The following is a 23,530-nucleotide window of genomic DNA, read 5'->3' on the forward strand; positions in this document are numbered from 1 at the left end:
GCTGGCGATTGCGGGCCTGGGCCTGGATGTTCTCGCGGTTGATATCGACCCGGAGGCGGCGGGGGCCGTGGCCGCGAATCTGCGCGATTTCGAGGGAGCGCAGGTTCGCCTGGGCGACGTCATGGACCTGGATATCGCGGAGTTGGCTTCCGAGGGCGTGGACGCGATCTTCGCCGACCCCGCCCGGCGTACGGGGGCCTCGCGCGGGTCGGCGCGCATCACAAACCCGGAGGATTGGTCCCCGCCCCTGTCCGCGGTCCTCGGCTGGGCGCATGCGATTGAGCGTGTCGGCGTCAAGGTGGCGCCCGGTATCGCGCATGACGTCATTCCGGCGGATTGGCATGCGCAGTGGGTGAGCGTGAGCGGCGATCTCGTCGAAGCTTCCCTCTGGTCTCCCGCACTGGCACCGGAGGGCCGGGGACGGTCCTGCCTCCTCCTGGACGAGGCCGGGGCAGCCCATGCCCTCTCCTCCCCCGAGGGGATGGCTGCGAATACGCCCGCCGAGCGCGTGGAGGTTACCCCCCTCGGGGCTTTCATCGCGGAAGCCGATCCGGCGGTGATTCGCTCGGGTCTGCTCGGGCGTCTCGCTGACAAGACCGGGGCGGGTATCGTGTCCGACAAAATCGCCTATCTGACAGGCGACGATTTACCTGATAACCCCTTCTATGACCGCTTCGAAGTGCTCGAGGTGACAAACCTTCGCGCCAAGGCAATCTCTGCAGCGCTCACATCGCGAGACGCGGGCAGTGTTGAGATCAAGAAACGCGGCGCGGACATCAATCCCGACGAGCTGCGCAAATCTCTCAAGCTGGGCGGCGGTAGCGCCCAGTTGACAGTCATTGCGACGCGCCTGGCCGGGCGTCACCGCGCGATCATCTGCAAGAGGTTGCCCAAAAACCTGTAAGGAAGCTCTCCACCGGCACACAGCGAGGCCCTGACACAATGGAGGAAATCAGCGAAAGGATCGATCATGACCTTGCCATTCGGTTCCTCCCAGCGTTCTACACTCGGTGTCGAGTGGGAGCTCCAGCTCGTCGACCGTGACTCGCACGATCTGCGTCAAAGCGCAGACGCCATCATCGACCGCGCCACGACCGACGGCAAGCTCTATCCCGGCATCCATCGCGAGATGCTCCTCAACACGATCGAGGTCGTTTCCAAGCCGCGCTCGACCGTCGCCGAGTGCGTCGCTGACCTGACCGACTGCATCGACTACCTGACCCCCCTGGCCTCGGACCTGCGCATTGACCTGGCCACCGCCGGCACACACCCCTTCGCGCGCCCGGGCCGCCAGCGCGTCACCGACTCACGCCGCTACGCCCAGCTCGTCGAGCGCACCGCCTACTGGGGCCACCAGATGCTCCTGTACGGCGTCCACGTACACGTCGGCGTCGAAGACCGCGCGAAGATCCTGCCGATCCAGGCTGCACTCACAGCCTACCTGGGCCACCTGCAGGCGATCTCCGCGTCTTCACCGTTCTGGGCAGGCGAGGACACCGGCTACGCCTCCAACCGCGCAATGGTCTTCCAGCAGCTGCCCACCGCCGGTATCCCGCGTCAGTTCGACACGTGGGAGGACCTGGAGGCCTACACGGACGACATGATCCGTACGGGCGTCATTGAGGGCTTCGACGAGGTCCGCTGGGATATCCGCCCCTCGCCGACTTTCGGCACGATCGAGAACCGCATGTACGACGCGGCGACGAACGCCACTGAGGTCGGCATCTTCGCGGCCCTCACCCACGTCCTCGTCGAGCACTTCTCGCGCCTATACGACGCCGGTGAGCCACTGCCCGTCCTACCGGACTGGTTCGTCGCGGAAAACAAGTGGCGCTCGGCCCGCTACGGCTTGGACGCAGACCTCATCGTCTCGCGCGACGGCACGACCGAAAGCGCCCGCGACGGCATCGCACGCCTGAAGGAAGAGCTGGCTCCCGTGGCCGCTGATCTTGGCTGCGCGCGCGAGTTCGCCGACCTGGACACGATCCTGTCAATCGGAGCCGCCTACGAGCGCCAGCGCGCCGTCGCCGCGGCCGCACGCCCCGGCCAGGGCCTCGACGCCGTCGTGGACCTCATGCGCGCCGAGATGGCTGCGGGTCGTCCCCTGGCACTCGCCGAGTTCGCAGCCCTGAGCGCCTGACCCCACGTCCCCGGCGCGGCAGCGAGGCGCGTCCGGGGCGGGGCCACAGCCTCGTGACTGAGCAGACACCTTCCCAGCGCACTATTAGTCCACTTCCAGGCTATCGGAGTATCCTATCCTCCGGAAAAACGAAATGGCTTGAGAGGATATCACCGTGTCGCAAGAAGAGACGGACTCGCCCGAGCCCCGCCGCACCACTTTTCGCAGGATCGGTGCGCCACTGAGCGCAACAGCACGCACCCTCTGGCTTCTGCTCTCATCGCTGGCGCGCCTGACGGTCCGATGGCTGTCCCACGCCCCTGCCACAACCGTCGTGACGGTTGCCCTGACCCTGATGTCCGCCACCTACTGGGTGTGGCGCGACCAATTCAGTGTCCTTGAGGCTAGCCCCTCAGCCTCCCACTGGTGGTCGATCTTTTCCTCCGTCGGAGCTGTCCCCGGGCACTTCCTGGCCACCGCCGTCCTCGGCATCGCAACGATGATCGTCGCGGGTGGCGCAGCCGAACGCCACCTGGGCACCCGCGTGTGGATCGCTGCCGCGCTCGCCGGACAGGTCGTCGGCGTCACCGCGACGTGGGCGACCCTGCCCCTGCTCAAGCGCGCAATCACCGAGTGGGGCCAGGCCATCGGCGAAGGAACCCTGTGGGGGACGAGCCTCATGCTCATCGCCCTGGCTGGTGCCGCCGTGCAGTCGCTAGGGGCACGCTGGCGGTGGAGGGCGCGTTTCCTCCTCATCGGCATCCTCGCTCTCTCCTCCGCGATCCTCGGCTCGGCGATCTCCTACGCGCGCGTGTGGGCGCTCCTGGCCGGCATGATCGCTGCTCGTCTGCTGGGTGTACGGGGTTCCAACTCCGAAACCACCGACGAGGTCACGCTCGGCCGCCAATTCGCCTCGATCGCTGCCCTGTGCTGGGCGTGCGCCGCAGCCCTCACGGTTGTCTCCTCCGCGCCCGAAGGCCCCCTCGCGCAAATGCGCTGGTCGCTGGGGCCGGCCTGGTGGCTCGAGGGCCGTACGGGAGTCATCACAACCCTTCTGTGCCTGGCACCCGTCACCCTGCAACTGATCTTCGCCTACGGACTGCGTAGGGGAAGGCGGGCCGCCTACGTTGGCACCCTCATTCTCCAGGGCATCCTCGGCGTTTCGACGCTGACGTCAACCACCGTCGAACTCCTTGCATGGAACGGGCCGGATGACCCCCTGCGTCCCGAGGTGACGACGGCTGCTTCCCTGCTGCTCATGCCTATCCTCCTCAATGTCGCGCTGTGCGCCATCACCTGGTGGATGCGCCGATCCTTCACGATCCACGCCGCGCCATCCACGACCTCGACGCTGGCACGCCGCTGGCTCATCCTCATGGCTGTGTGCGCGGCGGCAGTCCTCGTGCTCGGACTCCTCACGAGCGACTCATTCATTCCCTTCTCCTCGTTGGCTTCGGGTGCCAACATCTCGGACGCGCCCAACGCAACGCCCCTGCAGGTTTTCCACGACTACGCCCTCGCACTCCTGCCCACGGCGACCGCATCGATCTTCGAGCCCTCGCTCGTGCCCATGACTCTCCTGGCTGAGGCTCCCGTCCTGTGGATGCCCCTCGTTGCATGGGCGGGAACCCTCGCCCTCGTGCTGCGCGCCCTCCTCGCGCTGCCTCGTATCCCCGCGTCCTCACCTCTCGACGACCTCACGTCGCTCGTGCGCGCACACGGGGGCGGAACGCTCGGCTGGATGAACATGTGGGAAGGCAACCAGGTGTGGGTGTCCCCCTTCGACGAGGCCGGGGTTGCCTACCGGGGAGCCGGAGGCGTCGCGCTCACAGTCACCGACTTGGCCTACGAGGAAGGCAAGGCCTCCCAGGCAATCGCTGAGTTTTCTTCCTTCGCCGCCACTGCGGGCCTCACACCGGCGCTCTATTCCGTCCACGAGGACCTGGCCTACGCCGCCCGCGACGAGGGCTGGACGATCATGCAGGTCGCCGAAGAGTCACTCCTCGACCTGCCTGACCTGGCATTCAAGGGCAAGGCCTACCAGGACGTACGCACCGCCATGAACCATGCCACCCGTGAAGGCGTCGAGGCCCGCTGGACCACCTGGGACGAATGCCCCCAGGGATGGAAAGACCAGATCACCGTGATCTCGCAGGCGTGGAGTTCCGACAAGGCACTACCCGAAATGGGCTTCACACTCGGAGGCGTGCGCGAACTCGCGATCCCTGAGACGCGCATCCTCGTTGCCATCGACGCCGACTCCACGATCCACGCCGTCACCTCGTGGCTGCCCGTTTATCGCGGCGGCCAGGTCGTCGGCCTGACCCTCGACGTCATGCGTCGCCGCGCAACGGGCTGGCGTCCCGCCATCGAATTCCTCATCGGCAAGGCCGCTCTGGCTGCCCAGGAAGAAGGCCTGGAGTTCTTGTCCCTCTCCGGCGCTCCCCTGAGGCGCTCCGCCGACGACACGTCCGCCTTCGGACCTCTGACCGACGCCCTCGCCGCCATCATGGAGCCTCTTTACGGCTTCACCTCGCTGCACGCCTTCAAACGCAAGTTCAAGCCACGCACGCAGCCCCTGTACCTGGCTGTCCCCGAACCCGCCTCACTGGCCACCGTCGGACTTGCCATTTCGCACGCCTACGTGCCCTCGCTCTCCCCCGCCCAGACCCTCACACTGCTGGCTTCCGTCACCGGTGGCCTCGCCAAGCTCGCCGCGAAGGGCGTCGGCGACCTGCGCTCTGCCCGCGCCACACAGCGCACCTCCGCGTCGTCCCCCTCCTCGGCCACGCCCACAACCACCGATCAGCGCGGCGCTGCCACGGCCTCGTCAACCCCCTCCACGAAGGAGTGACCATGTCCCTTCTCGGATCCATTTCCCTGACCTCGGGACGCACCCTCGCGGTCGTCGCCGTGCTCGCGGTCCTGTCCCTCCTCGCGGGGGCGTTCCTCCTGCCGCGCTGGACACCCAGGCATTTCCCCCGGCGCACGAGGCATTGGCTGGGCCGCGCGGTCCTCATCCTCGTGCCGATCCTTCTCGTGACGGCCACGGGGGCCCTGATCCTCAACCGCTCTCTCGGCCTCGTCAAGACCAGCGGTGACCTGGCTGCGCTCATCGCTTCCAACGTCGACGAACCGGTGGCCGAGTCTGGCGGCGAGGTTACAATCGGCGACCAGCCGATTGCTTCCTCCAGCCTCGACGCGACCTTCACGAGGACCGAGGACGGCATGCTCACCACCACGTGGACGGGGCCGATCAGCGGCATCACGCTGCCCGTCTTCGTCATCGCACCACGCGACTACTCCCCCACCGACGGCAAGACCTACGCGGTCATCGAGCTGCTGCACGGGTACCCGGGCGAGGCCGACGGCACCACGCAGGGTGCCCACGTCCAGGAGGCCCTCGACAACGCCATCGACGCCGGGATCATCCCACCCACCATCATCGTCGTCCCGTCCCTGAGCGTCGACGAGGAGGCGCACGACTGCGCGGATATCGAGGATCGACCCGCCGTCTACACGTGGTCCGCGCACGAAATCCCCGCGTTCGTCCGCCACAATTTCCCCAATACCTCCGACAAGCGCGACGCGTGGATGCTCGGCGGTTTCTCCGCGGGTGCCTACTGCGCGGTGTGGACGGCGATGCGCACGCCCCAGACCTTCGGTGCAGCCGCCTCCCTCTCCGGCTATGACACGCAGATCGAGGGGCAGATGACGAATCTCGGCGACCAGTACCTGGCGGATAACACCCTCTCCACGATGCTGGCCAAGAGGGTCCCCGACGGGCTGCGCATCTACGCGATGGCCGCCGCAGACGACGGGGCCGGCGGCGCCCCCGCCGCCGTCAAGATGGCAAAGGCCGTCAAGTCTCCCGACACCGTGACAACCGATATTCCGCCCACCGGCGGGCACGCAGGCCCCCTGTGGAGGGAGCACATCCCGACGATGCTGGCATGGTGGGGTTCCTCCGACAAGGTCGCAAACGCTCTGGGATCATCTCCGACTGCGGCGACAGCGCGGGCATCCGAAGCCTACGCCTCCATCGTGCCGGCCACGAACGTCACGCACACGGTGCGGCCCACCGCACCCAACGGCCTCGTGAGCCTTGCTGTGCTGGCTCTGTTATCCGCTGCGTTCGTGACCCTCACCTGGCGTTCCGCGGGCACGTGGAGTGCCGCCCTAGCTGGGGACGCAGACCTGCCCTCAACTCGCTCGCGCTTCTTCCGCCTGCCGATGCCGCGCATCATCGCGACGCTGCCACGCCCGGCGGCCTCATGCGTCACCTACGCGGCGCGACTGGCGTGCCTGAGCGCGGCTGCACTCGCCTGCGCCGCCTTCATCGGCGTGTGCGCCAACATGGCAGGCGGCTTCTACACCTCGTGGTCTTCCGTCGCCGAGTCCTTCATGGAGGGACTGCGCTGAGGCCCCTCCCCGCGCGCCGCTGCTCAGGCGCGCGGGGGCACGTAGGTCGTCGTCAGCTCCATGCCCGAATCCGGCGAAAAGTCCCAGTCCGACGGCGGCAGGCCAGCTGCCACCAGCTCCGAGCCGATCGCTGCGATCTGAGCACCGTTATCCGTGCAGAATCGCAGCGGAGGCATGCGCACGGTCACGCCCGCGGCCTCGGCTCGCTCCGTCAGGAGGGCACGCAGCCGCGAGTTGGCGGAGAAGCCGCCGCCCACGACAATCGTGTCACAGCCGGTGTCCAGCGCCGCGCGCACGGCCTTAGCGGTCAGCGAATCGTTGACGGCCTCGGAGAAGGCGGCGCACACGTTTTCCTTGCTGACGGTTTCGCCGCGCGCGGTCGTCCCCTCAATGTAGCGAGCCACGGCCGTCTTGAGGCCTGAGAACGAAAAGTCGTACTTGTGGCGTTCCTTGTCCTTACCGGCGGCCAGGCCGCGCGGGAAACGGATCGCCTCGCGGTCGCCCTGCTGCGACAGGCGATCCACGTGGGGGCCGCCCGGGTAGGGCAGGCCGAGGAGACGCCCGACCTTATCGAAAGCCTCGCCTGCGGCATCGTCCAGGGTACCGCCCAGCTCCACGACGTCGGTCGCGATATTGCGGATCTCCAGGATGTTCGAGTGCCCGCCTGAGACCACCAGTCCGATGAAATGCTCGGGAAGAGGCCCCTCGGCCAGCTTGTCGACGGCCAGGTGACCAATCACGTGGTTCACGCCGTACAGCGGCTTGCCCAGGGACGAGGCCAGGGCCTTGGCCGCGCAGATACCCACCGTCAGCGAACCGACCAGACCAGGACCCGCAGCGACCGCGATTGCATCCACGTCTGCCAGGGTCACCCCGGCCTCGTCGAGGGCAGCGTCGAGCGTCGGCAGGAACGACTCCAGGTGCGCGCGCGACGCAATCTCCGGGATGATACCGCCGTAGCGGGCATACTCGTCCATCGACGTAGCCGTGCGATCAACCAGCAGCTGCGTGCCACGCACCAGGCCGACGCCCGTCTCGTCGCACGTTGACTCAATACCAAGGACCAGGGGGTTATTCACGCCCTCTAGTCTAAGTCTGCGCGCACGGTGACGCCGCCCGCAGGGGCGGGCGTGCGTCATGTCGTGAACCGTCGAAGTCTCAATCCTGTCCGGACCGCTTGTTGGCGACGATCATCGCGACGCCAGCGATGGCAAACACCAGCAGGGACCACGGGACAAGCGAATCGGCGACGAGCTTGACTGCTGGGGAGCCGAAAACAACCCCCAGGAGCAGAAGGATCGACAGGATCGCAAAAACAACCATTGCGCCAATTGCAACCGTTGCACTGACCCAGTAACGGCGCGTGTGCGTGTTCGGTCCGGTCTCGTCAAATTGCATGGCAAGCTCCTCTCTGAGCCCCGATGACGTCTCCATGATACGCCTCAGATCACAACACCCGCGAGCACTCACACAAGGGACCCGTCGGAGGTGGAGGACGCAAAAGGGCCCGGCGCACGTTGGTGCGCCGGGCCCAAGGCCACTCAGGCGGATCAGACGCCCTTGAAGGCTGCCTTTCCGAGCTGGCGGTTCAGGTTTGCGATCACGTCAAGCGGGATCTGCTTGGGGCAGACCGCCGCGCACTCACCGATGTTCGAGCAGGAGCCGAAGCCCTCCTCGTCCATCTGGTTGAGCATGTTCACGACACGCTTGTAGTTCTCGGGCTTGCCCTGCGGGAGCAGGCCGAGGTGCGTGACCTTCGCGGAGGTGAAGAGCATCGCGGAGGCGTTCGGGCAAGCAGCCACGCACGCACCACAGCCGATGCAGGCCGCAGCTTCGAACGCGCGATCCGCGTCCTGCTTCGGAACGGGGGTCGCGTGCGCGTCGGGCGCTGCCCCCGTGTTCACGGAGATGTAGCCGCCGGCCTGGATAATGCGATCCAGGGCGGAGCGGTTCACCACCAGGTCCTTGATGATCGGGAAGCCCGACGCACGCCACGGCTCGATCGTGATGACGTCGCCATCGTTGAAGGAACGCATGTGCAGCTGGCAGGTCGTGGTGACCTCCGGGCCGTGAGCGATACCGTTGATGACGATGCCACACTGACCGCAGATGCCCTCGCGGCAGTCGGAGTCGAAGGCGATGGGTTCCTCGCCGCGTGCGAAGAGCTCTTCGTTCAGGACGTCGAGCATCTCCAGGAACGAGGACTCTTCCGAGATTCCCTTCACCTGGTATTCATGAATTGCGCCCTTGTCTTCGGGACCGTTTTGGCGCCAGATCCTCAGTGTCAGGTTCACTTGTAGCTCCGCTGCTTCAGCTCGATGTCGTTGTAAATCAGGTCTTCCTTGTGGAGGATCGGGGGTTCGCCGTCACCGGCAAACTCCCAGGCCGCCACGTACAGGAACTTGTCGTCGTGGCGCAGGGCCTCGCCCTCGGGAGTCTGAGACTCCGCGCGGAAGTGGCCGCCGCACGACTCTTCGCGGTGCAGCGCGTCGATGCACATGAGTTCGCCCAGTTCCATGAAGTCAGCCACGCGACCGGCCTTCTCGAGGGACTGGTTGAGTTCGCCGATCGACTTGCCGGGAACACGAACGTTTTTCCAGTAGTCGGCGCGCAGCTTGCGGATCATACCGATGGCCTTCTTCAGGCCGGCCTCGGTGCGCTCCATGCCGCAGTACTCCCACATGATCTTGCCCAGCTCCTTGTGGAACGAATCCACGGAGCGGGTTCCATTGATCGACATGAGGGTGTCGATGCGTCCCTGAGCCGACTCAAGGGCTTCCTTGACGGAAGGCGAGTTCTCGTCCAGCTTGGGCAGGTGGAAGCAGTGCGCCAGGTAGTCGTTGATCGTGTTGGGCAGGACGAAGTAGCCGTCTGACAGACCCTGCATGAGCGCCGAGGCACCCAGGCGGTTTGCGCCGTGGTCGGAGAAGTTCGCCTCGCCGGCCACGTACAGACCGGGCAGGTTCGACTCGAGGTCGTAGTCAACCCACAGGCCACCCATGGTGTAGTGGACGGCCGGGTAAATGCGCATCGGCACCTCGTAGGGGTTGTCGCCCGTGATGCGCTCGTACATGTCGAAGAGGTTGCCGTACTTCGCGGAGACGGCCGCCTTGCCCATACGGGAGATGGCCTCGGAGAAGTCGAGGTAGACGCCGCGGGCGACGCCGTCAATCTTCGGGCCGACGCCACGGCCCTCGTCGCACATGTTCTTGGCCTGACGCGATGCGATATCGCGGGGCACGAGGTTACCGAAGGACGGGTAGATGCGCTCCAGGTAGTAGTCGCGATCCTCTTCGGGGATCTGACGCGGGTCCTTCTCGCAGTCCTCGGCGCGCTTGGGAACCCAGATGCGACCGTCGTTACGCAGCGACTCCGACATGAGGGTCAGCTTCGACTGCTGGTCGCCGTGCTGGGGGATGCACGTGGGGTGGATCTGCGTGAAGCAGGGGTTGCCGAAGTAGGCACCCTTGCGGTACGCGCGCCAGATGGCAGTACCGTTGCAGCCCATCGCGTTGGTGGACAGGAAGAACACGTTGCCGTAGCCGCCGGTCGCCAGGACGACCGCGTCAGCGATGAAGGTCTCGAGCTTGCCGGTGGACATGTCGCGGGCGATGATGCCGCGCGCCTTGCCCTCATCGACGATCAGCTCGACCATCTCGTGACGCGAGTGCTCGGTGACGGTACCCGCGGCGACCTGACGCTCCAGCGCCTGGTAGGCCCCGATCAGGAGCTGCTGGCCGGTCTGGCCACGCGCGTAGAACGTACGGGACACCTGGACACCACCGAAGGAGCGGTTATCGAGGAGACCACCGTACTCGCGGGCGAAGGGGACGCCCTGCGCGACGCACTGATCGATGATGTTGGCGCTGACCTCGGCGAGGCGATAGACGTTGTCCTCGCGGGCGCGGTAGTCGCCGCCCTTGACCGTGTCGTAGAAGAGACGGTAGACGGAGTCGTTGTCGTTGCGGTAGTTCTTCGCGGCGTTGATACCACCCTGTGCGGCAATGGAGTGCGCGCGGCGGGCGGAGTCCTGGTAGAAGAAGCAGTCGACGTTGTAGCCCATTTCGCCGAGCGAGGCGGCAGCAGCGCCACCCGCGAGGCCGGAACCGACGATGATGACGCGCAGCTTACGGCGGTTCGCCGGGTTCACGAGGGCTGCCTCGAACTGACGGCGTGCCCAGCGCTCGGAGATCGGGACGTCGTGGGGAGCCTTCGTGTCGGCGATCTTCTCGCCTTCACGGTAGAGGCCGTGGATAAGTTTATCGGTCATGATTGCGTGCCCTTCCTCAGTGGATCAAGCCGGTGACGATGGCGACGGGCGGGGCCATGAACATCACGAAGATGACCAGACCGACCAGGCCCGAGAGGAGAACCAGAGGCTTGCGGGTGGCGGGACGCACCCAGCCGAGCGACTGGAACATGGACCAGAAGCCGTGAGAGACGTGGATGCACGCGCAGCCGACGAACACGGCGTAGAGGATCACGAGGACCGGCGACTGGAAGGACGCGATCATGCGGTCGTAAGGCGTGGCGACGTCAGCGCCGAAATTGGCGACCTTCGCGGGCAGGCTCACGGTGGTGAAGTGAGCGATGTGGAAGATCAGGATCAGCAGGATAAGGACACCGCTCATACGCATGGTGCGGGCCGCGTAGGAGTCCGTGACGGACTTCTTCACGACGTAGCGGGTGGAGCGAGCGCGACGCGAACGCTTCCAGGTGTAGGCAGCGGCCCACAGGTGGATGATGAGCATTAGCGCCATGGCGGCGCGGAAAACCCAGATGAATCCGCCGTGCGGGAAGATCGGCACGAAAGCCTCTTCATGCAGCCAGTGCGCGTAGTCGTTGTAAACCTGCGCGCCCAGGAACATCTTGAGGTTGCCGTAAGAGTGGAACAGCAAGAAGAAAACGAAAACGAAGCCCGAGACGGCCATCAGCTGCTTAATAAAGACGCTGGTGGTCCACGCGCGGCGCTTCTTCGTTGCGACATTTTGAGTGGCCATGGATTGAGCATATCGACGCTTTTCGTCCGCCTCGTAGGACGTTGGCACGAGGCGATGCGCCGCTCTTGTCGACACGGTGTCATTTTCGGCTATTTTCCGCGGTTCTTCCACGCTCCTTGACCCGCAATCGCAATGAAAACACCTAGGACTATCGGCCTCATAAACAGGGGTCTGAAAGCACGAATTTTGATACACCGACCGTACCTATTTGGCGGTGGTCGTCGCATCTCCTCAGATCAGGGGTGCCCTCATCTCGACTGCCTCTTCGACGGGGTTGCGGAAATAGCGTGGCCTGCGCCCGATCTCGACGAATCCACGCGACTTGTAAAGCGCGATGGCACCCTCGTTGGAGGGGCGCACGTCGAGGAAGATCTCACGCGCCCCGGCCTCGTGGGACCAGGCCATAAGCGCGTCAAGGATGGTGGCCCCGACGCCGGCACCCCGCGCGTGGGCGCGCACGCCGATCGTCATGACGTCAGCTTGGTCACCGCCGACCTTGGCTCCGCCGTAGCCGATGACGTCGCCGGAGCCGTCCATCGCGATCCAGTAGCGCGAAGCCGGGGAGGAGAGTTCCTCAGCGATCATGAAGGACGTCCACGGGTCTTCTGAAAAAACCTCGGCCTCGAGGGCAGCGACAAGGTCGAGGTCGCCGGGACCCGCGACGCGCAGCTGGGGACTCATAGGCGCGCGGTGGGCTGACCGTGAATGTCGGGGCGGCGCAGATAGAGGGGGTCGGTGCGCAGTCGCTCATCCTCGCCGCGGGCCAGTCGCGTGGCGACGATGCGGCTCATGACGGCGGGGTCCAGATCGACCTGGGGGCCGAGGTCGGCGCGCGCGAGAGCGGACGCGGAGTGCGCGGGGACGGAAGCTCCGGCGACGACGAGGCCGGGGTCGTGTCGCATAGCGCCAAGCAGGGAGGAGACGTCCCCAACTTCGAGGCGTCCTTCAAGGGCGACGTCGTCGGGTCCGGCAGCCACAAAGGCCCCCCAGTAGAGTTCGCGGCGACGCGCGTCGGCGATCGCGTAGACGCGGGTGTCGGGGGCGAGCAGGTCGAGGCCCTGGCGGGCGATGACGTCAAGGGCGGAAACACCGTAGGCGGGCACGCCTGCGACCCGGGCGAGGACGCGCGCGGAGACAAGGCCGGAGCGCAGCCCGGTGAAGGGGGCGGGCCCAGTGCCCACGAGCACGCGATCAATCCCCGCATCGGCCAGGGTGGAGGGCAGGCCGGCATCACCGAGGGCCTCGCGGACGAGCGGCGTGATGGATTCGGCGTGGTGTCGCCCGGAGTCGTTGTGGGCGCGGCCAATGACCCGACCGTCTTCAATGATCGCGACGGCAGTGGCTGCTTGGGTGTCCAGGGCTATCTCTCGCACGGTGTGATCCTACTCGTCGGTCGCGGACTCGTCGCCTTCAGGGGCGTCCTGGTCGATGCGCGTTCCCCCGTGGGCGGCGACGATGTCCTCGAGGATGCCGTCCCAGCGGTGCCCGTGGGCGCGCAGGACGATGCGGCGGCGGCCGTCGTCCATGTGTTCCAGGTCGATGACGTCCCCGTCGCGCTGCGCCTGTCCTCCCGAGGCGCGCCGCACCTCGATGGCGAGGCGCTCCTCACTCATGGCTTCGGTCTTGCCGTCGCCCCATTCGACGACGGTGACGGCCTCGTCGAGGGAGGAATCCAGGTCGAGGGTCTCCAGGTCGTTCAGGTCGGTGATGCGGTAGGCGTCCGCATGGATGAGGTCGGGGCCACCGCCGAGGTTCGGGTGGACGCGGGCGACGATGAATGTCGGGGAGGCGACGCGGCCACGTACGCCCATGCCCACGCCGATGCCCTGCGTGAGGGTAGTCTTGCCGGCACCGAGTCCGCCGGACAGCATGACGAGGTCGCCGGCGGCCAGGACGCGACCGAGGTCCTCACCCAGCGCGCGGGTCTGGTCAGCGTCGTTGGTTTCGACGGCGTAGGAGGCGATGGGCTGGCTCATGAGGGGGTCCCGTCAGTCGCGTCGGCATCACCGATGTAGGCGCGCGGGATGTGTGCGCCCAGGTTGGTGACGATTTCGTAGTTGATGGTGTTCGCGGCGCGCGCCCAGTCGTCGGCCATAGGGGATGGGTCAGCGCCGAAGAGCACGGCGAGGTCACCGACTGCTGCGGGTGCCTGTCCGCTGCGCGCGGTCGGGGTGTCCGCCTCGCCGTCGGCAGGTCCCAGATCGATCATGAATTGGTCCATGCACACGCGCCCGATCTGGGGCGCGTCGAGAGGACCGGAAGCGGTGTGGACGGTGACACGGGCGCGGTTGGAGGCGGCGCGCAGAATGCCGTCGCCGTAGCCGAGGGGGACCAGACCGATCCACCGGCGCGTGGGTGCAATCCACGTTCCTCCGTACGAGGCCGGGGTCCCCTCCTCGATCACCTTGACCGAGGTGAGGGGCGCGGTCAGCGTCAGGGCGGGAACCAGGCCGAGTTCGGACGAGGACGCGACGGCGGGGTCGGGACTCAGACCATACAGGCCGATGCCCGCGCGGACCATATCGTAGTGCGTCTCGGGGTGCCACAGGATCCCGGAGGTGGCGGCCAGGTGACGGATGCGCGGCGTAATGCCCGCGTCGGCCAGGATTGCCAGCCCCTCCTCGAAGATGCGCACGTGGTTCGCGGTCGAGGCATTGCCCGCCTCGGTGGGGTCGTCGGCGCGCGACATGTGGCTCCACGCGCCCACGACGTCGACGAGTCCCTCGTCGGCCGCCATGCGCAGGGCCGAGGCCAGGGCGGGCAGGTCCGCCAGGGTCGAACCCGCGCGGGACATGCCGGTATCAATCTTCACGTGAACGCGCGCGGGGCGCCCCACCTGCCGGGCGGCGGCGCAGATGTCGGCAAGCACCCACGTCCAGGACACGGAGACGTCAATATCGGACTCGATGGCCGCAGCAAAATCGGAGGAGGAGGTGGAAATCCACGCGAGGAGAGGGGCGTCGGCGCGCGCAACCCCGGCCTCGTCGAGGCCTTTGCGCAGCGTGAACGCTTCGGCCAGCTGCGCGACCCCCAGCCAGTCGGCACCGCCCTCCAGGGCCGCGAGCGCGACGGGAACCAGGCCATGACCGTAGGCGTTGGCCTTGACGGTCGCGAGTTGGAGCGCGTCAGGGGCGGCGGCGCGCAGGACGCCCAGGTTATGACGGATAGCGGCCAGGTCGACGACCGCGCGTGACGGGTAATCCCGTCCTTGACCGTGTTCGTTCGTGAAAGTCACTCCCCTATTATCTCACGCAGGCCCGAGCGCGCCGTGCGGCTGCGCCTGCACTCTTCCATATCAGAAACCGAAGGCGGCGAGGACCTCCGGGATTGCGTCAGCAATATCGCGCGCCTGGATGGGGGCGTGACCGTTGTACCGATCGGTGGCCAACGTCGCCGCGCGACCGTGGAGCCACACGGCCGACACCAGTCGTTCGGGCGTCACGGCCTGCGGTTTTCCGTCGGGTCCCGGCAGCGCGTGCTCGTCCCTGACGGGGCGGGCGAGGATACCGGCGATCAGGCCGGCCAGGACGTCGCCGCTGCCCGCTGTGCCTGCCCACGACGTGGTGGTCGGCGCAACCAGCGTGGAGTCGCAGCGGCTGCTTGTCTGCTCCATCGTGTCCAGGTCGGGGAAGCCCAACTCCGGGTTGATGAAGCTGGCGAGCAGCGCCTGATCACGGAGCTTGTCCGCGTATTCGAAGGACCGCACAACGGTGACGGGGCCCTTGAGGACGACGTGGCAGCCCGTGGCATCGTGGAGGAGATTCGCGTTGCGCAGGGGGGCCGCGGCTACCTCATCCCGCTTCGTCGGCGTGCCAAGCCTCGTCAGCAGGCGCGCGGCCTCCCCGTGGTGCGGGGTGAGGACGGTGGTCTCGGGGTTGATGGTGTCCGCCAGCTCGGGAATCAGGTCGAGGGCCCAGGCGTCGATGACGAGCGGCACACCGGACTGGCCGCAGAATTGCGCGAGTTCGAGCGCATCCTCGCGGCGCTCCTCGTCCAGGCCTGGCCCGATGAGGGCTGCCTGAATGCGCCCGCCCACCATGACGACACCCGGTTCGGCAGCCAGGACCAAGTCCTGGACACGGCGGGTCGAGTTAAGGCGGACCATGCCGACGCCCGATGCCAAAGCCCCGCGCGTGGCGAGCAGGCCAGCACCCGGGTAAGTGTCGGATCCCGCGACGAGGCCGACGACACCGCGCGCGTACTTGTCGTCGTCGAAGGCCGGGACTTGGACGAACCGACTGCCGCCGGTTCCCTTGTAAAAGTACACCGGGACCTCGCCGCTCGTTTCCTCCGTGTCAGCGGGCGTCTGGCCAACGAGTCCGGTCCACTTCATCTCGATGAGTTCCAAGGCACCACAGTACTGCGCGGCGGGCGGCAGGATTTGGGCGCGTTTGAAGCTGCCCACGGCCATCGTGTGCGTGGCACGCATGACGGCACCCGTCACGCTCCCCTCGTCGTCGGTCAGGCCCGAGGGCACATCAATCGAGACGATGGCGGGGCGCATCAGGATCGAGTATTCATTGAGCCGCTCAACGGCCTCCGCGAGGTTCCCTCTGAGGGCCCCCTTGCCGCCGATGCCAACGATGCCGTCGATCCACACTTTCGCGAATACCACCAGGGAGAGCTGCGGGGAGTCAAGAACTGTGCTGATTGAGTCTCCCTTGAGGTCCACGATGGTGACCCCGGATGCTGTGGCGGCGCGCAGCGCGCGGGAGTGGCGCTTGCACTTGAGCAGGATCGCCGCCACGCTGACGCCCATGTCAGCGAGGGTCGCGCATGCGTAGAGGGCATCGCCACCGTTGTCGCCGCCTCCGACGAAGGCGACGACATCCGCCCGAGGGCCGGGGACAACGGGTTCGTGAGGTTCGGTCAACAGAGGGGCCGTGTCACCGACGAGTCGGGCAACGCGCTGCGCGACCGCGTCGCCGACCTGGCGCATGTACAGGTCCGGGTCATCGATCTCCGCAGCCTCGCGGACAAAGCGCTCTTCGATTGAGCGCGCCTGCGGGAACGTCAGGGCGGGGCCGTCACATGTCAACATGTCTTCATTGTCCCATGTCTTCGCGCGCCTCCGCGCGCTTCCCGACGGCGCTCGCGGGCACGAGGCCCTGCGCCGAGGCCTGGGAGGGACTGCGGTCCTGAGATCCTCCGGCTTCACGGCAGTCGCGCGCGCCCTCTGGGAACCGATGCGACAGTCGCGCGCTACCTTCACGATGAGGTCGAGCCACGGGCTGCTCGAGGCAACGACGAGCGCACCAAAAACGCGCGCGCCGGGGCCAGCCCCCGATGGAACCTGTTCGACAGACGGTCCTGTGGGGCCAGCCCGTCCAGCTCTTCACTCCCCCGACTCCGGGGGAGTGAACGCGCCGGTTAGGCGACGTCGAGGGTCTTGGCGACGCCCGCCAGGACCGCGCCCACGATGACCAGGGCAACGCCGATGATGGTCCAGCGCAGCTCCTTGCGCGTGCGGGTTTCGTGGAGCCAGAGGATACCCAGCGGGGTGGAGATCAGAATTCCGAGCTGGGAGAGCGTGAAGCCGGTGCCGGCGCCCAGGTTGTTGGAGTTGAGCTGGAGCAGCAGGATGGCGGTGCCCCACAGGACGCCGTTGAAGGTCGAGGGGAGCATGCGGCGGTGGCGCAGCGAGTCCTCGGGGGCTACTCCTCCGCGGCCCTGGATCGCGAAGAACACGCCGCAGTACACGGTGTAGCCGATCGCCTGGGGCAGGAGGAATTCGGCGGGCTGGATGCCGAACCACTTGATGATGAGCGGGAAAGCGACGAGGCCCAGCGTGGAGGTCGTCAGCAGGAACGCGCCGCGCTTCCAGTCGAGGGAGGCCGCGTCGGAGCCGGACTCGGAGCGGGAGAGGAACCAGATGCCGACGATGAGGACGGCGATGGCGGCGAGGCCGTAGGGCAGTGCGCCGCCGTGGAGCCACTCGCCGAAGATCGCGATGCCGGCCAGGGACATGAGGACCAGCTGGCCGCCGGTGGACAGGGGCATCGTGCGGCTCATGCCGAGCACCGAGTAGGAGCGCAGCTGATCGCACACGCCGACGCCGAGGAGCAGGCCGGTCAGGAAGGAGACGCCCAGGTTCAGGGGTGTCCACGCGGGGTGCAGGAACGGGGTGGCGACGGCAGCCATAAGCAGGCCGCCGAGGACGGCGCCCATGACTCGCTGGCGGTCTGAGCCACCGGTCTTTCCCATCAGCGTCGTAGCGACGCCGAAGAAGACTGAGGGCAGGATGCCGATGAGGATCGTGGACAGAGTCATGTGCGCACCTCCTGGGGTGGTCGCGGCCCCGTTTCACGAGGCCGGGGCTTGCTTGCGTTGGATGGTGCGGCGGGCGCGCCGCCACCTCTTCAACGCTAGTCGCCCCCTCCCCCTCGCCTGCAATCTCCATCGCGGTTTTGGCTGCTGTTTCACACGCACATCGTGAAACCTTTCACCAGATCAGACCCATTCGATGACGCGGCGCACGCCCCAGATCCGTAAAACTGACACCGGTCCGTAAAAGCGGCCCGGGCCTCGTCCCAGATGAGGAACGAGGCCCGGGAACGTTCACGGGGCTGCAGCCTGGTGTCGGACTATAGGGCGAACAAAATACGGAAGAGACGCGCACAGCCCTTGTAAGAAAACCGCCTAGACTACTTATTGGGAGCGAAAGTGATTTGGCCGGGGCGAATGAGAGGCAGGAGAACTGCCGTGCCGGTAACCCGCGTGGTCAAATCACTGAGGGCTTCACGAACGTAAGGAAACGCCGCCATGAGCGCAACTTTCGATGCAAAGTCAGCAGGCGCTTCGGGGGAGAGAACAAACTCCTGACACCCCTCATAGTAGGCAATGACTGCGATAACAGCCTGCCACTGTGGAGCCGTGATCCGGAACTCAAACCGTGTTCCGAAACGTTTGCCTTCCTGCCGAGTTCCGAGCATGCAGTTGATCTCGATCGGCGTAGGCTCACTACCGTCAAGATCGGAACCAGCCTGGGGAGCATCATCCACAAGATCAATCGACAGGCGATCAAAGCGAATGTCCACAAGTTGGAGTTTCGCAGTTGCAAGCATCTCTTCGACGCTTACCAAGAGGGGCACATCAGACATGAGCTGGCTCCTGCGTAATACTCCAGTCGTCGGCGACCGCCTGCGTCTTACGCGAGGGCGTAGGCACACGAACAGTTGCCTGGGCGGCTCCGGTCATCTGCCACGTAGCGGGCACGCCCTCACCACAGTCATCGACAACCTTGATGTCGAGGAGCGCATTGACGGCCATCGCGTACCGGATGATGGATGACACAGTCGGGTTAGCGTCATAGCGCTCAAACGCAGCGACCGTAGGCTGACTGACGCCCATACGCTCGGCTACAGTCTGCTGGCTGAGCTTATGCTCCTTGCGGAGCCTTACCAAACCCTCGAGAAGACGATCCCTCGCATCGACCAGCAGATCTGCGCGGCGCTCAAGGCTCTCATCACTCACTGAAGTCATAGATTAAACTATATAAGTGTGAGATGGTGTTATGCAAACTTCAGTCATGTTGTGTGCGCCGCTCGACACCCCAGTTTGTGGAATATCCAGAGATGAGGCGACGTTCAGCAATGTTGATCTCAGTGTCTTGCGCGGCCTTGGTCGCAGCCGGGTTGCCCTTGATGATCACCTTCTCATGAGCGTGAAGGCCTAGTATGCACAGGCCTAGCTGATCGAATGGTTGAGCGTGAATGAGACGGACCTCAACCTGAGCATAGGAGTCAATCCCTGAGGAATTAACTTCGCGAACATCAATGTCCCGCCAGCGAATTTCGAAGAGAGCAACACCACCGCGCAGAGATTTCAGTTCTTCCGGTGGTCGAAGTTTGCCTTGTGCGGCTTTTTCCAGGCGCTTTCTAAAACTCGCGCGGATCATCGCCTCTTGGTACGGATTCCAGCGACGGTTCGTTGGCTCCTTGATGGCCGCCATAAGAGCATTTACAGCTAAGCTGATGTGCTCTTGAGCCGTTCCATTACCGCCGCCATACCAATAGAAGTCCGCAGGCAGGTCGAGACACGCATTCGACCTGGAGGAATTATCTGCGACACTCATGAATTCCATGGTAGCCGGGTGGTATTGAATTGTGAGCGCACATGCCGTCGACGGCTTGCCTCGTACAACATGCAAGGGGAACTCACAGTCGCCCACGAGCATGAGGAAACTGACACCGGTCCGTAAAAGCGGCCCGGGCCTCGTCCCAGATGAGGAACGAGGCCCGGGAACGTTCACGGGGCATGCGCCCCGCGCGGGTGGATTACTCCACCGTCACGGACTTGGCCAGGTTGCGCGGCTGGTCGACGTCCAGCCCCTTGACGGTGGCGAGTTCGCAGGCGAAGATCTGCAGCGGCACGACGGTCAGGAGCGGTGCATACAGGGTCGGCACGGGGGGCACGCGGAAGACGACCTCGGCGAACTCGTCGACGGAGGTGTCCCCTTCCTCTGCGACGACGATCGTGCGGGCACCGCGGGCGCGGACCTCGGCGATGTTGGCCAGGACCTTGCCGTGCAGCTCGGGGCGGCGCGGGGTCGGCACGATGACGATGACCGGCTGTCCCTCGTCCACCAGGGCGATGGGGCCGTGCTTGAGCTCGCCGGCGGCGAAGCCCTCGGCGTGGATGTAGCAGATTTCCTTGAGCTTGAGCGCGCCTTCGAGGGCGACGGGGAAGCCGACGTGACGCCCCAGGTAGATGACCGAGGTCGCGTCCTGCATGGTGCGGGCGAACTGGCGGACCGTCTCGCCGTTCTCGAGGACGCGGGCGATGGCCTCGGGGACGCGCGCGAGCTTCTCCATGTAGTCGGCGATCTCGTCGGCGTACTTGTTGCCGCGCACCTGCGCCAGGTACAGGCCCAGGATGTAGCAGGCGGCGACCTGCGCGGTGAAGGCCTTCGTGGAGGCGACCGCGATCTCGGGGCCGGCGTGGGTGAGGATCACGGCGTCGGACTCGCGCGAGATGGTCGAGCCGGGCGTATTCACGATGGCAACGACCTTCGCGCCCTGCTCGCGCGCGTGGCGGATCGCCTGGATCGTGTCCATGGTTTCGCCGCTCTGGGAGATGGCGACGACCAGGGTCTTCTCACCGACGACGGGGTCGCGGTAGCGGAACTCGCTGGAAAGCTCGACCTCGACGGGAATGCGGCACCAGTGCTCGATGGCGTAGCGGGCGACCTGGCCAGCGTAGGAGGCGGTGCCGCAGCCGATCATGATGACCTTGTCGACGGAGCGCAGGACGGACTCGGGGATGCGCACCTCGTCCAGGGCCAGGTGACCGAAGGAGTCGATGCGGTCGGCGAGGGTCGCACCCACGGCGTCGGGCTGCTCGTGGATTTCCTTCTCCATGAAGGTCGGCCAGCCGTTCTTGGTGGCGCGGTCGGAGGAGAAGTCGACCTCGTACTCCTTGAGAGCCACGGGCATGCCGTCGGGGTCGATGACGGTCACGTCGCTCGCCGAGACGACGACGACCTGGTCCTGATCGATTTCGACGGCACGGTTCGTGTGCTCGACGAAGGCCAGCACGTCCGACCCCAGGAAGTTCTCGCCCTCGCCTAGGCCAATGACCAGCGGGGAGGAGCGGCGGGCCGCGACGATGACGTTCGGGGACTGGTTGGAGACAACCAGGAGAGTGAAGGTGCCGTGGAGCTGAGCGGTGACGGCGCGCATGGCGACGACCAGTCGGCGCGCGACCTCCTCGTCGGTCCCGGTCAGCCCGGCGACCGCTCCCGTGTACGAGGCCGGGGTGGCCTGGTCGTAGGCACGCGCCAGCAGGTGGACGACCACCTCGGTGTCCGTCTCGGAAGCGAAGGTCTCGCCGTCGGCGACGAGGGCGGCGCGCAGGGTGTCCGCGTTTTCGATGATGCCGTTGTGCACGAGCGAGAAACGACCGTCGGGGCTCGTGTGGGGGTGGGCGTTCGCGACCGTGGGGCGCCCGTGGGTCGCCCAGCGGGTGTGCCCGATGCCGGCGACAGCGTCGGCGGGACTATCCGCGTCGACTTCTTCCACGAGGTTCACGAGCTTGCCGACCGCGCGGCACACGTAGAGGCCATCCGCGCCGGTCAGGGCGATGCCCGCCGAGTCGTAGCCGCGGTACTCCAGGCGCGCCAGACCGCCGAGGATTACCTCGCGGCTGCGCTGGGAAGCCTTACATCCAATATGTCCAACAATTCCGCACATGCCCCTAATTCCAACACATCGGTCCCGTCCCGGCACACTGAACGCGTGTCGCTTCGAGTGGAGTACGTCAGGTGAACACGGGGCGCAAGAGGATCCTATGTGAGGGACAATAACCCCGTGAGCACCACTGACGCTTCCTCGCCCACCCCATCCACGGCCTCGTCGGGAACGACCCCGAACGTGGGATGGCGGGCCAACCCCAGCCCCTATGCGCGCTTCGACCGCCACGAGTGGGATGCCCTGACCGACCGCACTCCCCTGCCGCTCACTCAGGAGGACATCGACCAGATCGCGTCGCTGGGCGACCCCATCGACATGACCGAGGTCGACACGATTTATCGGCCCCTGTCGGCCCTCCTCCAGCTCTACATCGACGGGCGTCGGCGCATCTCCGCTGAGCGCCACGCATTCCTGGGTGAATCCGACGCTCACTCGACGCCCTTCGTCATCGGCATCGCCGGGTCGGTCGCCGTCGGCAAGTCCACCGTCGCCCGCCTCCTCCAGCTCCTGCTCTCGCGCTGGGACTCCACGCCCCGCGTGGACCTGGTGACCACGGACGGCTTCCTCTACCCGAACCGCATCCTGCAGGAGCGCTCCCTCATCGCCCGTAAAGGATTCCCCGAATCCTACGACCGCACGGCCCTCATCTCCTTCCTCGCGTCCGTCAAAGCCGGCAACCCCCACGCGAAGGCCCCCGTCTACTCCCACGTCACCTACGACATCGTTCCAGACACCTACATCGACGTGGACCGCCCCGACATCCTCATCGTCGAGGGCCTCAACGTCCTCCAGCCCCCACGCTCCGCGCCCGGCTCCATTTCCGTCGCCGTCTCCGATTACTTCGACTTCTCCATCTACGTCGACGCCGATGAGAAACATATTGAGCAGTGGTACGTCGAGCGTTTCCTCAAACTGCGAGCGACAGCGTTCACCCGCGAGGACTCATTCTTCAAGACCTACGCATCCTTGACCGACACCGAAGCCGTCTCCACCGCACACATGGTGTGGAATGCGATCAACCTGCCGAACCTACGCGAAAACATCCAGCCCACCCGCGAGCGCGCCACCCTCATCTTCACCAAGGGTGCCGATCACCGCGTCGAGTCCCTGGCGATTCGCAAGGACTGACCCTCCCCCACGCGGGCGAGGCCGCAGCCGGAATACCCGGCCACGGCCTCGTCATTCACGTGGCAACTCGGTTAGCCGATCCACGCGCCCGAGGGCGCGAAGTGGTACCAGGTCCAGCCGATCAGCTCCCAGCCGGTGGCCATGGCGCCGCTGCCTCGTAGGTAGAACCAGGTCGGGCCCTCCTGATACCAGCCGGTCGTCATCGCACCGCTGGTGCCGAAGTGGTACCAGGAGCCGCCGATCTGCGTCCAGCCGGTGGTCATCGAGCCGGAGGGCGACAGGTAGTACCAAGTGCCGTCGTCCTTCACCCAGCCGGTACGCATCGCGCCGGAGGAGGACATGTAGAACCAGGACCCACCGATCTGCGTCCAGCCGGTCGTCATCGCTCCCGTCGCGGGGTCGAAGTAGTACCAGGAGCCGCGATCCTTCACCCAGCCGACCTGCTGGGCTCCGGAGCTACCGTGGTAATACCAGTGTCCGGCCTCGTGGACCCAGCCCATCTTCAGGTAGCCGCTCGCATCGAAGCGGTACGTGAGTCCATCGATGACCAGGGTCTCATTCTCGGCGTAGGTGCCGTCAGAGTAGGCGTACCACCAGCCGAAATAGCCGGACTTCCACTGGCCTGTGCGAGGCTGGGGCGCGGGATCCGGGGTGGGGGCGGGTACCGGGGT

General features: G+C 66.0%; 20 protein-coding genes and 1 pseudogene. 5 read left to right on the forward strand and 16 right to left on the reverse strand.

The features are described from left to right. From HMPREF1136_RS11015 to HMPREF1136_RS04295, 4 genes are all read left to right on the forward strand, one after another. Window positions 1-904, forward strand: a 904-nt coding sequence (locus HMPREF1136_RS11015) for a class I SAM-dependent methyltransferase (RefSeq protein ID WP_009648110.1), incomplete at its 5' end; no start/stop codon positions are given. A gap of 66 nt (window positions 905-970) precedes the next feature. Beyond that, window positions 971-2,140, forward strand: coding sequence for a glutamate--cysteine ligase (locus HMPREF1136_RS04285; RefSeq protein WP_009648106.1), 1,170 nt, complete (start codon window positions 971-973; stop codon window positions 2,138-2,140). A 154-nt stretch (window positions 2,141-2,294) separates the two neighbouring features. Next, entirely contained in the window at window positions 2,295-4,973 is a 2,679-nt protein-coding gene (locus HMPREF1136_RS04290) for a bifunctional lysylphosphatidylglycerol flippase/synthetase MprF (protein WP_034504867.1), read from the forward strand. A gap of 2 nt (window positions 4,974-4,975) precedes the next feature. Continuing rightward, window positions 4,976-6,541 carry an alpha/beta hydrolase gene (locus HMPREF1136_RS04295; protein ID WP_009648104.1) on the forward strand — a complete coding sequence of 522 codons (1,566 nt, stop codon included), beginning with the start codon at window positions 4,976-4,978 and terminating at the stop codon, window positions 6,539-6,541. Window positions 6,542-6,564: 23 nt separating this feature from the next. Here HMPREF1136_RS04295 and tsaD read toward each other — a convergent pair whose 3' ends face one another. The 15 genes from tsaD to glmS all read right to left on the reverse strand — a co-directional run bounded on the left by tsaD (window position 6,565) and on the right by glmS (window position 21,731). Further along, complete coding sequence (tsaD, locus tag HMPREF1136_RS04300) at window positions 6,565-7,620, reverse strand: tRNA (adenosine(37)-N6)-threonylcarbamoyltransferase complex transferase subunit TsaD (RefSeq protein WP_009648102.1); 1,056 nt, start codon at window positions 7,618-7,620, stop codon at window positions 6,565-6,567. Window positions 7,621-7,699: 79 nt separating this feature from the next. Further along, a complete protein-coding gene (locus HMPREF1136_RS04305) occupies window positions 7,700-7,939 on the reverse strand; it encodes a hypothetical protein (protein WP_009648114.1) in 240 nt (79 codons plus the stop codon). Between the two features lie 152 nt (window positions 7,940-8,091). After that, the gene (locus HMPREF1136_RS04310; protein WP_009648120.1) at window positions 8,092-8,835 is read right to left on the reverse strand and encodes a succinate dehydrogenase/fumarate reductase iron-sulfur subunit; all 744 of its coding nucleotides are present in this window, start codon (window positions 8,833-8,835) and stop codon (window positions 8,092-8,094) included. Next, window positions 8,832-10,811 (reverse strand): fumarate reductase/succinate dehydrogenase flavoprotein subunit, encoded by a 1,980-nt coding sequence (locus HMPREF1136_RS04315; protein WP_009648105.1) that lies wholly within the window; start codon window positions 10,809-10,811, stop codon window positions 8,832-8,834. Before HMPREF1136_RS04315 ends, HMPREF1136_RS04310 begins: the two co-directional genes overlap by 4 nt. Window positions 10,812-10,827: 16 nt before the next feature. Continuing rightward, window positions 10,828-11,541 carry a succinate dehydrogenase cytochrome b subunit gene (locus HMPREF1136_RS04320; protein WP_034504872.1) on the reverse strand — a complete coding sequence of 238 codons (714 nt, stop codon included), beginning with the start codon at window positions 11,539-11,541 and terminating at the stop codon, window positions 10,828-10,830. Between the two features lie 231 nt (window positions 11,542-11,772). Continuing rightward, window positions 11,773-12,222, reverse strand: a complete 450-nt coding sequence (gene rimI, locus HMPREF1136_RS04325; RefSeq protein WP_009648103.1) for a ribosomal protein S18-alanine N-acetyltransferase — start codon at window positions 12,220-12,222, stop codon at window positions 11,773-11,775. Beyond that, entirely contained in the window at window positions 12,219-12,914 is a 696-nt protein-coding gene (gene tsaB, locus HMPREF1136_RS04330) for a tRNA (adenosine(37)-N6)-threonylcarbamoyltransferase complex dimerization subunit type 1 TsaB (RefSeq protein ID WP_009648100.1), read from the reverse strand. The genes rimI and tsaB overlap by 4 nt, the downstream gene beginning before the upstream one ends. 9 nt (window positions 12,915-12,923) lie before the next feature. After that, window positions 12,924-13,517: a tRNA (adenosine(37)-N6)-threonylcarbamoyltransferase complex ATPase subunit type 1 TsaE gene (gene tsaE, locus HMPREF1136_RS04335; protein ID WP_009648118.1), complete on the reverse strand. Its 594-nt coding sequence runs from the start codon at window positions 13,515-13,517 to the stop codon at window positions 12,924-12,926. Then, entirely contained in the window at window positions 13,514-14,776 is a 1,263-nt protein-coding gene (alr, locus tag HMPREF1136_RS04340; protein WP_009648111.1) for an alanine racemase, read from the reverse strand. Before alr ends, tsaE begins: the two co-directional genes overlap by 4 nt. A 60-nt stretch (window positions 14,777-14,836) precedes the next feature. After that, window positions 14,837-16,582, reverse strand: coding sequence for a bifunctional ADP-dependent NAD(P)H-hydrate dehydratase/NAD(P)H-hydrate epimerase (locus HMPREF1136_RS10280; RefSeq protein WP_009648112.1), 1,746 nt, complete (start codon window positions 16,580-16,582; stop codon window positions 14,837-14,839). 329 nt (window positions 16,583-16,911) lie between these two features. Further along, window positions 16,912-17,811 (reverse strand): GRP family sugar transporter, encoded by a 900-nt coding sequence (locus tag HMPREF1136_RS04350; RefSeq protein ID WP_009648119.1) that lies wholly within the window; start codon window positions 17,809-17,811, stop codon window positions 16,912-16,914. Between the two features lie 374 nt (window positions 17,812-18,185). Further along, complete coding sequence (locus HMPREF1136_RS04355) at window positions 18,186-18,641, reverse strand: hypothetical protein (RefSeq protein WP_009648108.1); 456 nt, start codon at window positions 18,639-18,641, stop codon at window positions 18,186-18,188. Next, a complete protein-coding gene (locus HMPREF1136_RS10610; protein WP_083836227.1) occupies window positions 18,634-19,023 on the reverse strand; it encodes a helix-turn-helix domain-containing protein in 390 nt (129 codons plus the stop codon). Before HMPREF1136_RS10610 ends, HMPREF1136_RS04355 begins: the two co-directional genes overlap by 8 nt. 40 nt (window positions 19,024-19,063) lie before the next feature. After that, complete coding sequence (locus HMPREF1136_RS10855) at window positions 19,064-19,615, reverse strand: hypothetical protein (RefSeq protein WP_156791841.1); 552 nt, start codon at window positions 19,613-19,615, stop codon at window positions 19,064-19,066. A 202-nt stretch (window positions 19,616-19,817) separates the two neighbouring features. Next, window positions 19,818-21,731: a glutamine--fructose-6-phosphate transaminase (isomerizing) gene (gene glmS, locus HMPREF1136_RS04365; protein ID WP_009648116.1), complete on the reverse strand. Its 1,914-nt coding sequence runs from the start codon at window positions 21,729-21,731 to the stop codon at window positions 19,818-19,820. 180 nt (window positions 21,732-21,911) lie between these two features. Between glmS and coaA the strand changes: the two genes are divergently transcribed. Beyond that, window positions 21,912-22,859 (forward strand): type I pantothenate kinase, encoded by a 948-nt coding sequence (gene coaA / locus HMPREF1136_RS04370; protein WP_034504878.1) that lies wholly within the window; start codon window positions 21,912-21,914, stop codon window positions 22,857-22,859. Window positions 22,860-22,930: 71 nt separating this feature from the next. On the opposite strand, the pseudogene HMPREF1136_RS04375 reads toward coaA, so the two are convergent. Beyond that, window positions 22,931-23,530 (reverse strand): annotated as a pseudogene (locus HMPREF1136_RS04375) (N-acetylmuramoyl-L-alanine amidase family protein); the annotation flags it as partial.

It is taken from the genome of Actinomyces sp. ICM47, assembly GCF_000278725.1.
Lineage (GTDB): Bacteria > Actinomycetota > Actinomycetes > Actinomycetales > Actinomycetaceae > Pauljensenia.

Excerpts from the sequence above, each read along its gene's own strand:
- rimI (WP_009648103.1), bottom strand. The coding sequence starts at position 12,222 with ATGAGTCCCCAGCTGCGCGTCGCGGGTCCCGGCGACCTCGACCTTGTC.
- HMPREF1136_RS04295 (WP_009648104.1), top strand. The coding sequence starts at position 4,976 with ATGTCCCTTCTCGGATCCATTTCCCTGACCTCGGGACGCACCCTCGCG.
- HMPREF1136_RS04315 (WP_009648105.1), bottom strand. The coding sequence starts at position 10,811 with ATGACCGATAAACTTATCCACGGCCTCTACCGTGAAGGCGAGAAGATC.
- HMPREF1136_RS10855 (WP_156791841.1), bottom strand. The coding sequence starts at position 19,615 with ATGAGTGTCGCAGATAATTCCTCCAGGTCGAATGCGTGTCTCGACCTG.
- HMPREF1136_RS10280 (WP_009648112.1), bottom strand. The coding sequence starts at position 16,582 with ATGTTGACATGTGACGGCCCCGCCCTGACGTTCCCGCAGGCGCGCTCA.
- HMPREF1136_RS04350 (WP_009648119.1), bottom strand. The coding sequence starts at position 17,811 with ATGACTCTGTCCACGATCCTCATCGGCATCCTGCCCTCAGTCTTCTTC.
- HMPREF1136_RS04320 (WP_034504872.1), bottom strand. The coding sequence starts at position 11,541 with ATGGCCACTCAAAATGTCGCAACGAAGAAGCGCCGCGCGTGGACCACC.
- tsaE (WP_009648118.1), bottom strand. The coding sequence starts at position 13,517 with ATGAGCCAGCCCATCGCCTCCTACGCCGTCGAAACCAACGACGCTGAC.
- HMPREF1136_RS10610 (WP_083836227.1), bottom strand. The coding sequence starts at position 19,023 with ATGACTTCAGTGAGTGATGAGAGCCTTGAGCGCCGCGCAGATCTGCTG.
- glmS (WP_009648116.1), bottom strand. The coding sequence starts at position 21,731 with ATGTGCGGAATTGTTGGACATATTGGATGTAAGGCTTCCCAGCGCAGC.
- HMPREF1136_RS04355 (WP_009648108.1), bottom strand. The coding sequence starts at position 18,641 with ATGTCTGATGTGCCCCTCTTGGTAAGCGTCGAAGAGATGCTTGCAACT.
- HMPREF1136_RS04285 (WP_009648106.1), top strand. The coding sequence starts at position 971 with ATGACCTTGCCATTCGGTTCCTCCCAGCGTTCTACACTCGGTGTCGAG.
- HMPREF1136_RS04305 (WP_009648114.1), bottom strand. The coding sequence starts at position 7,939 with ATGCAATTTGACGAGACCGGACCGAACACGCACACGCGCCGTTACTGG.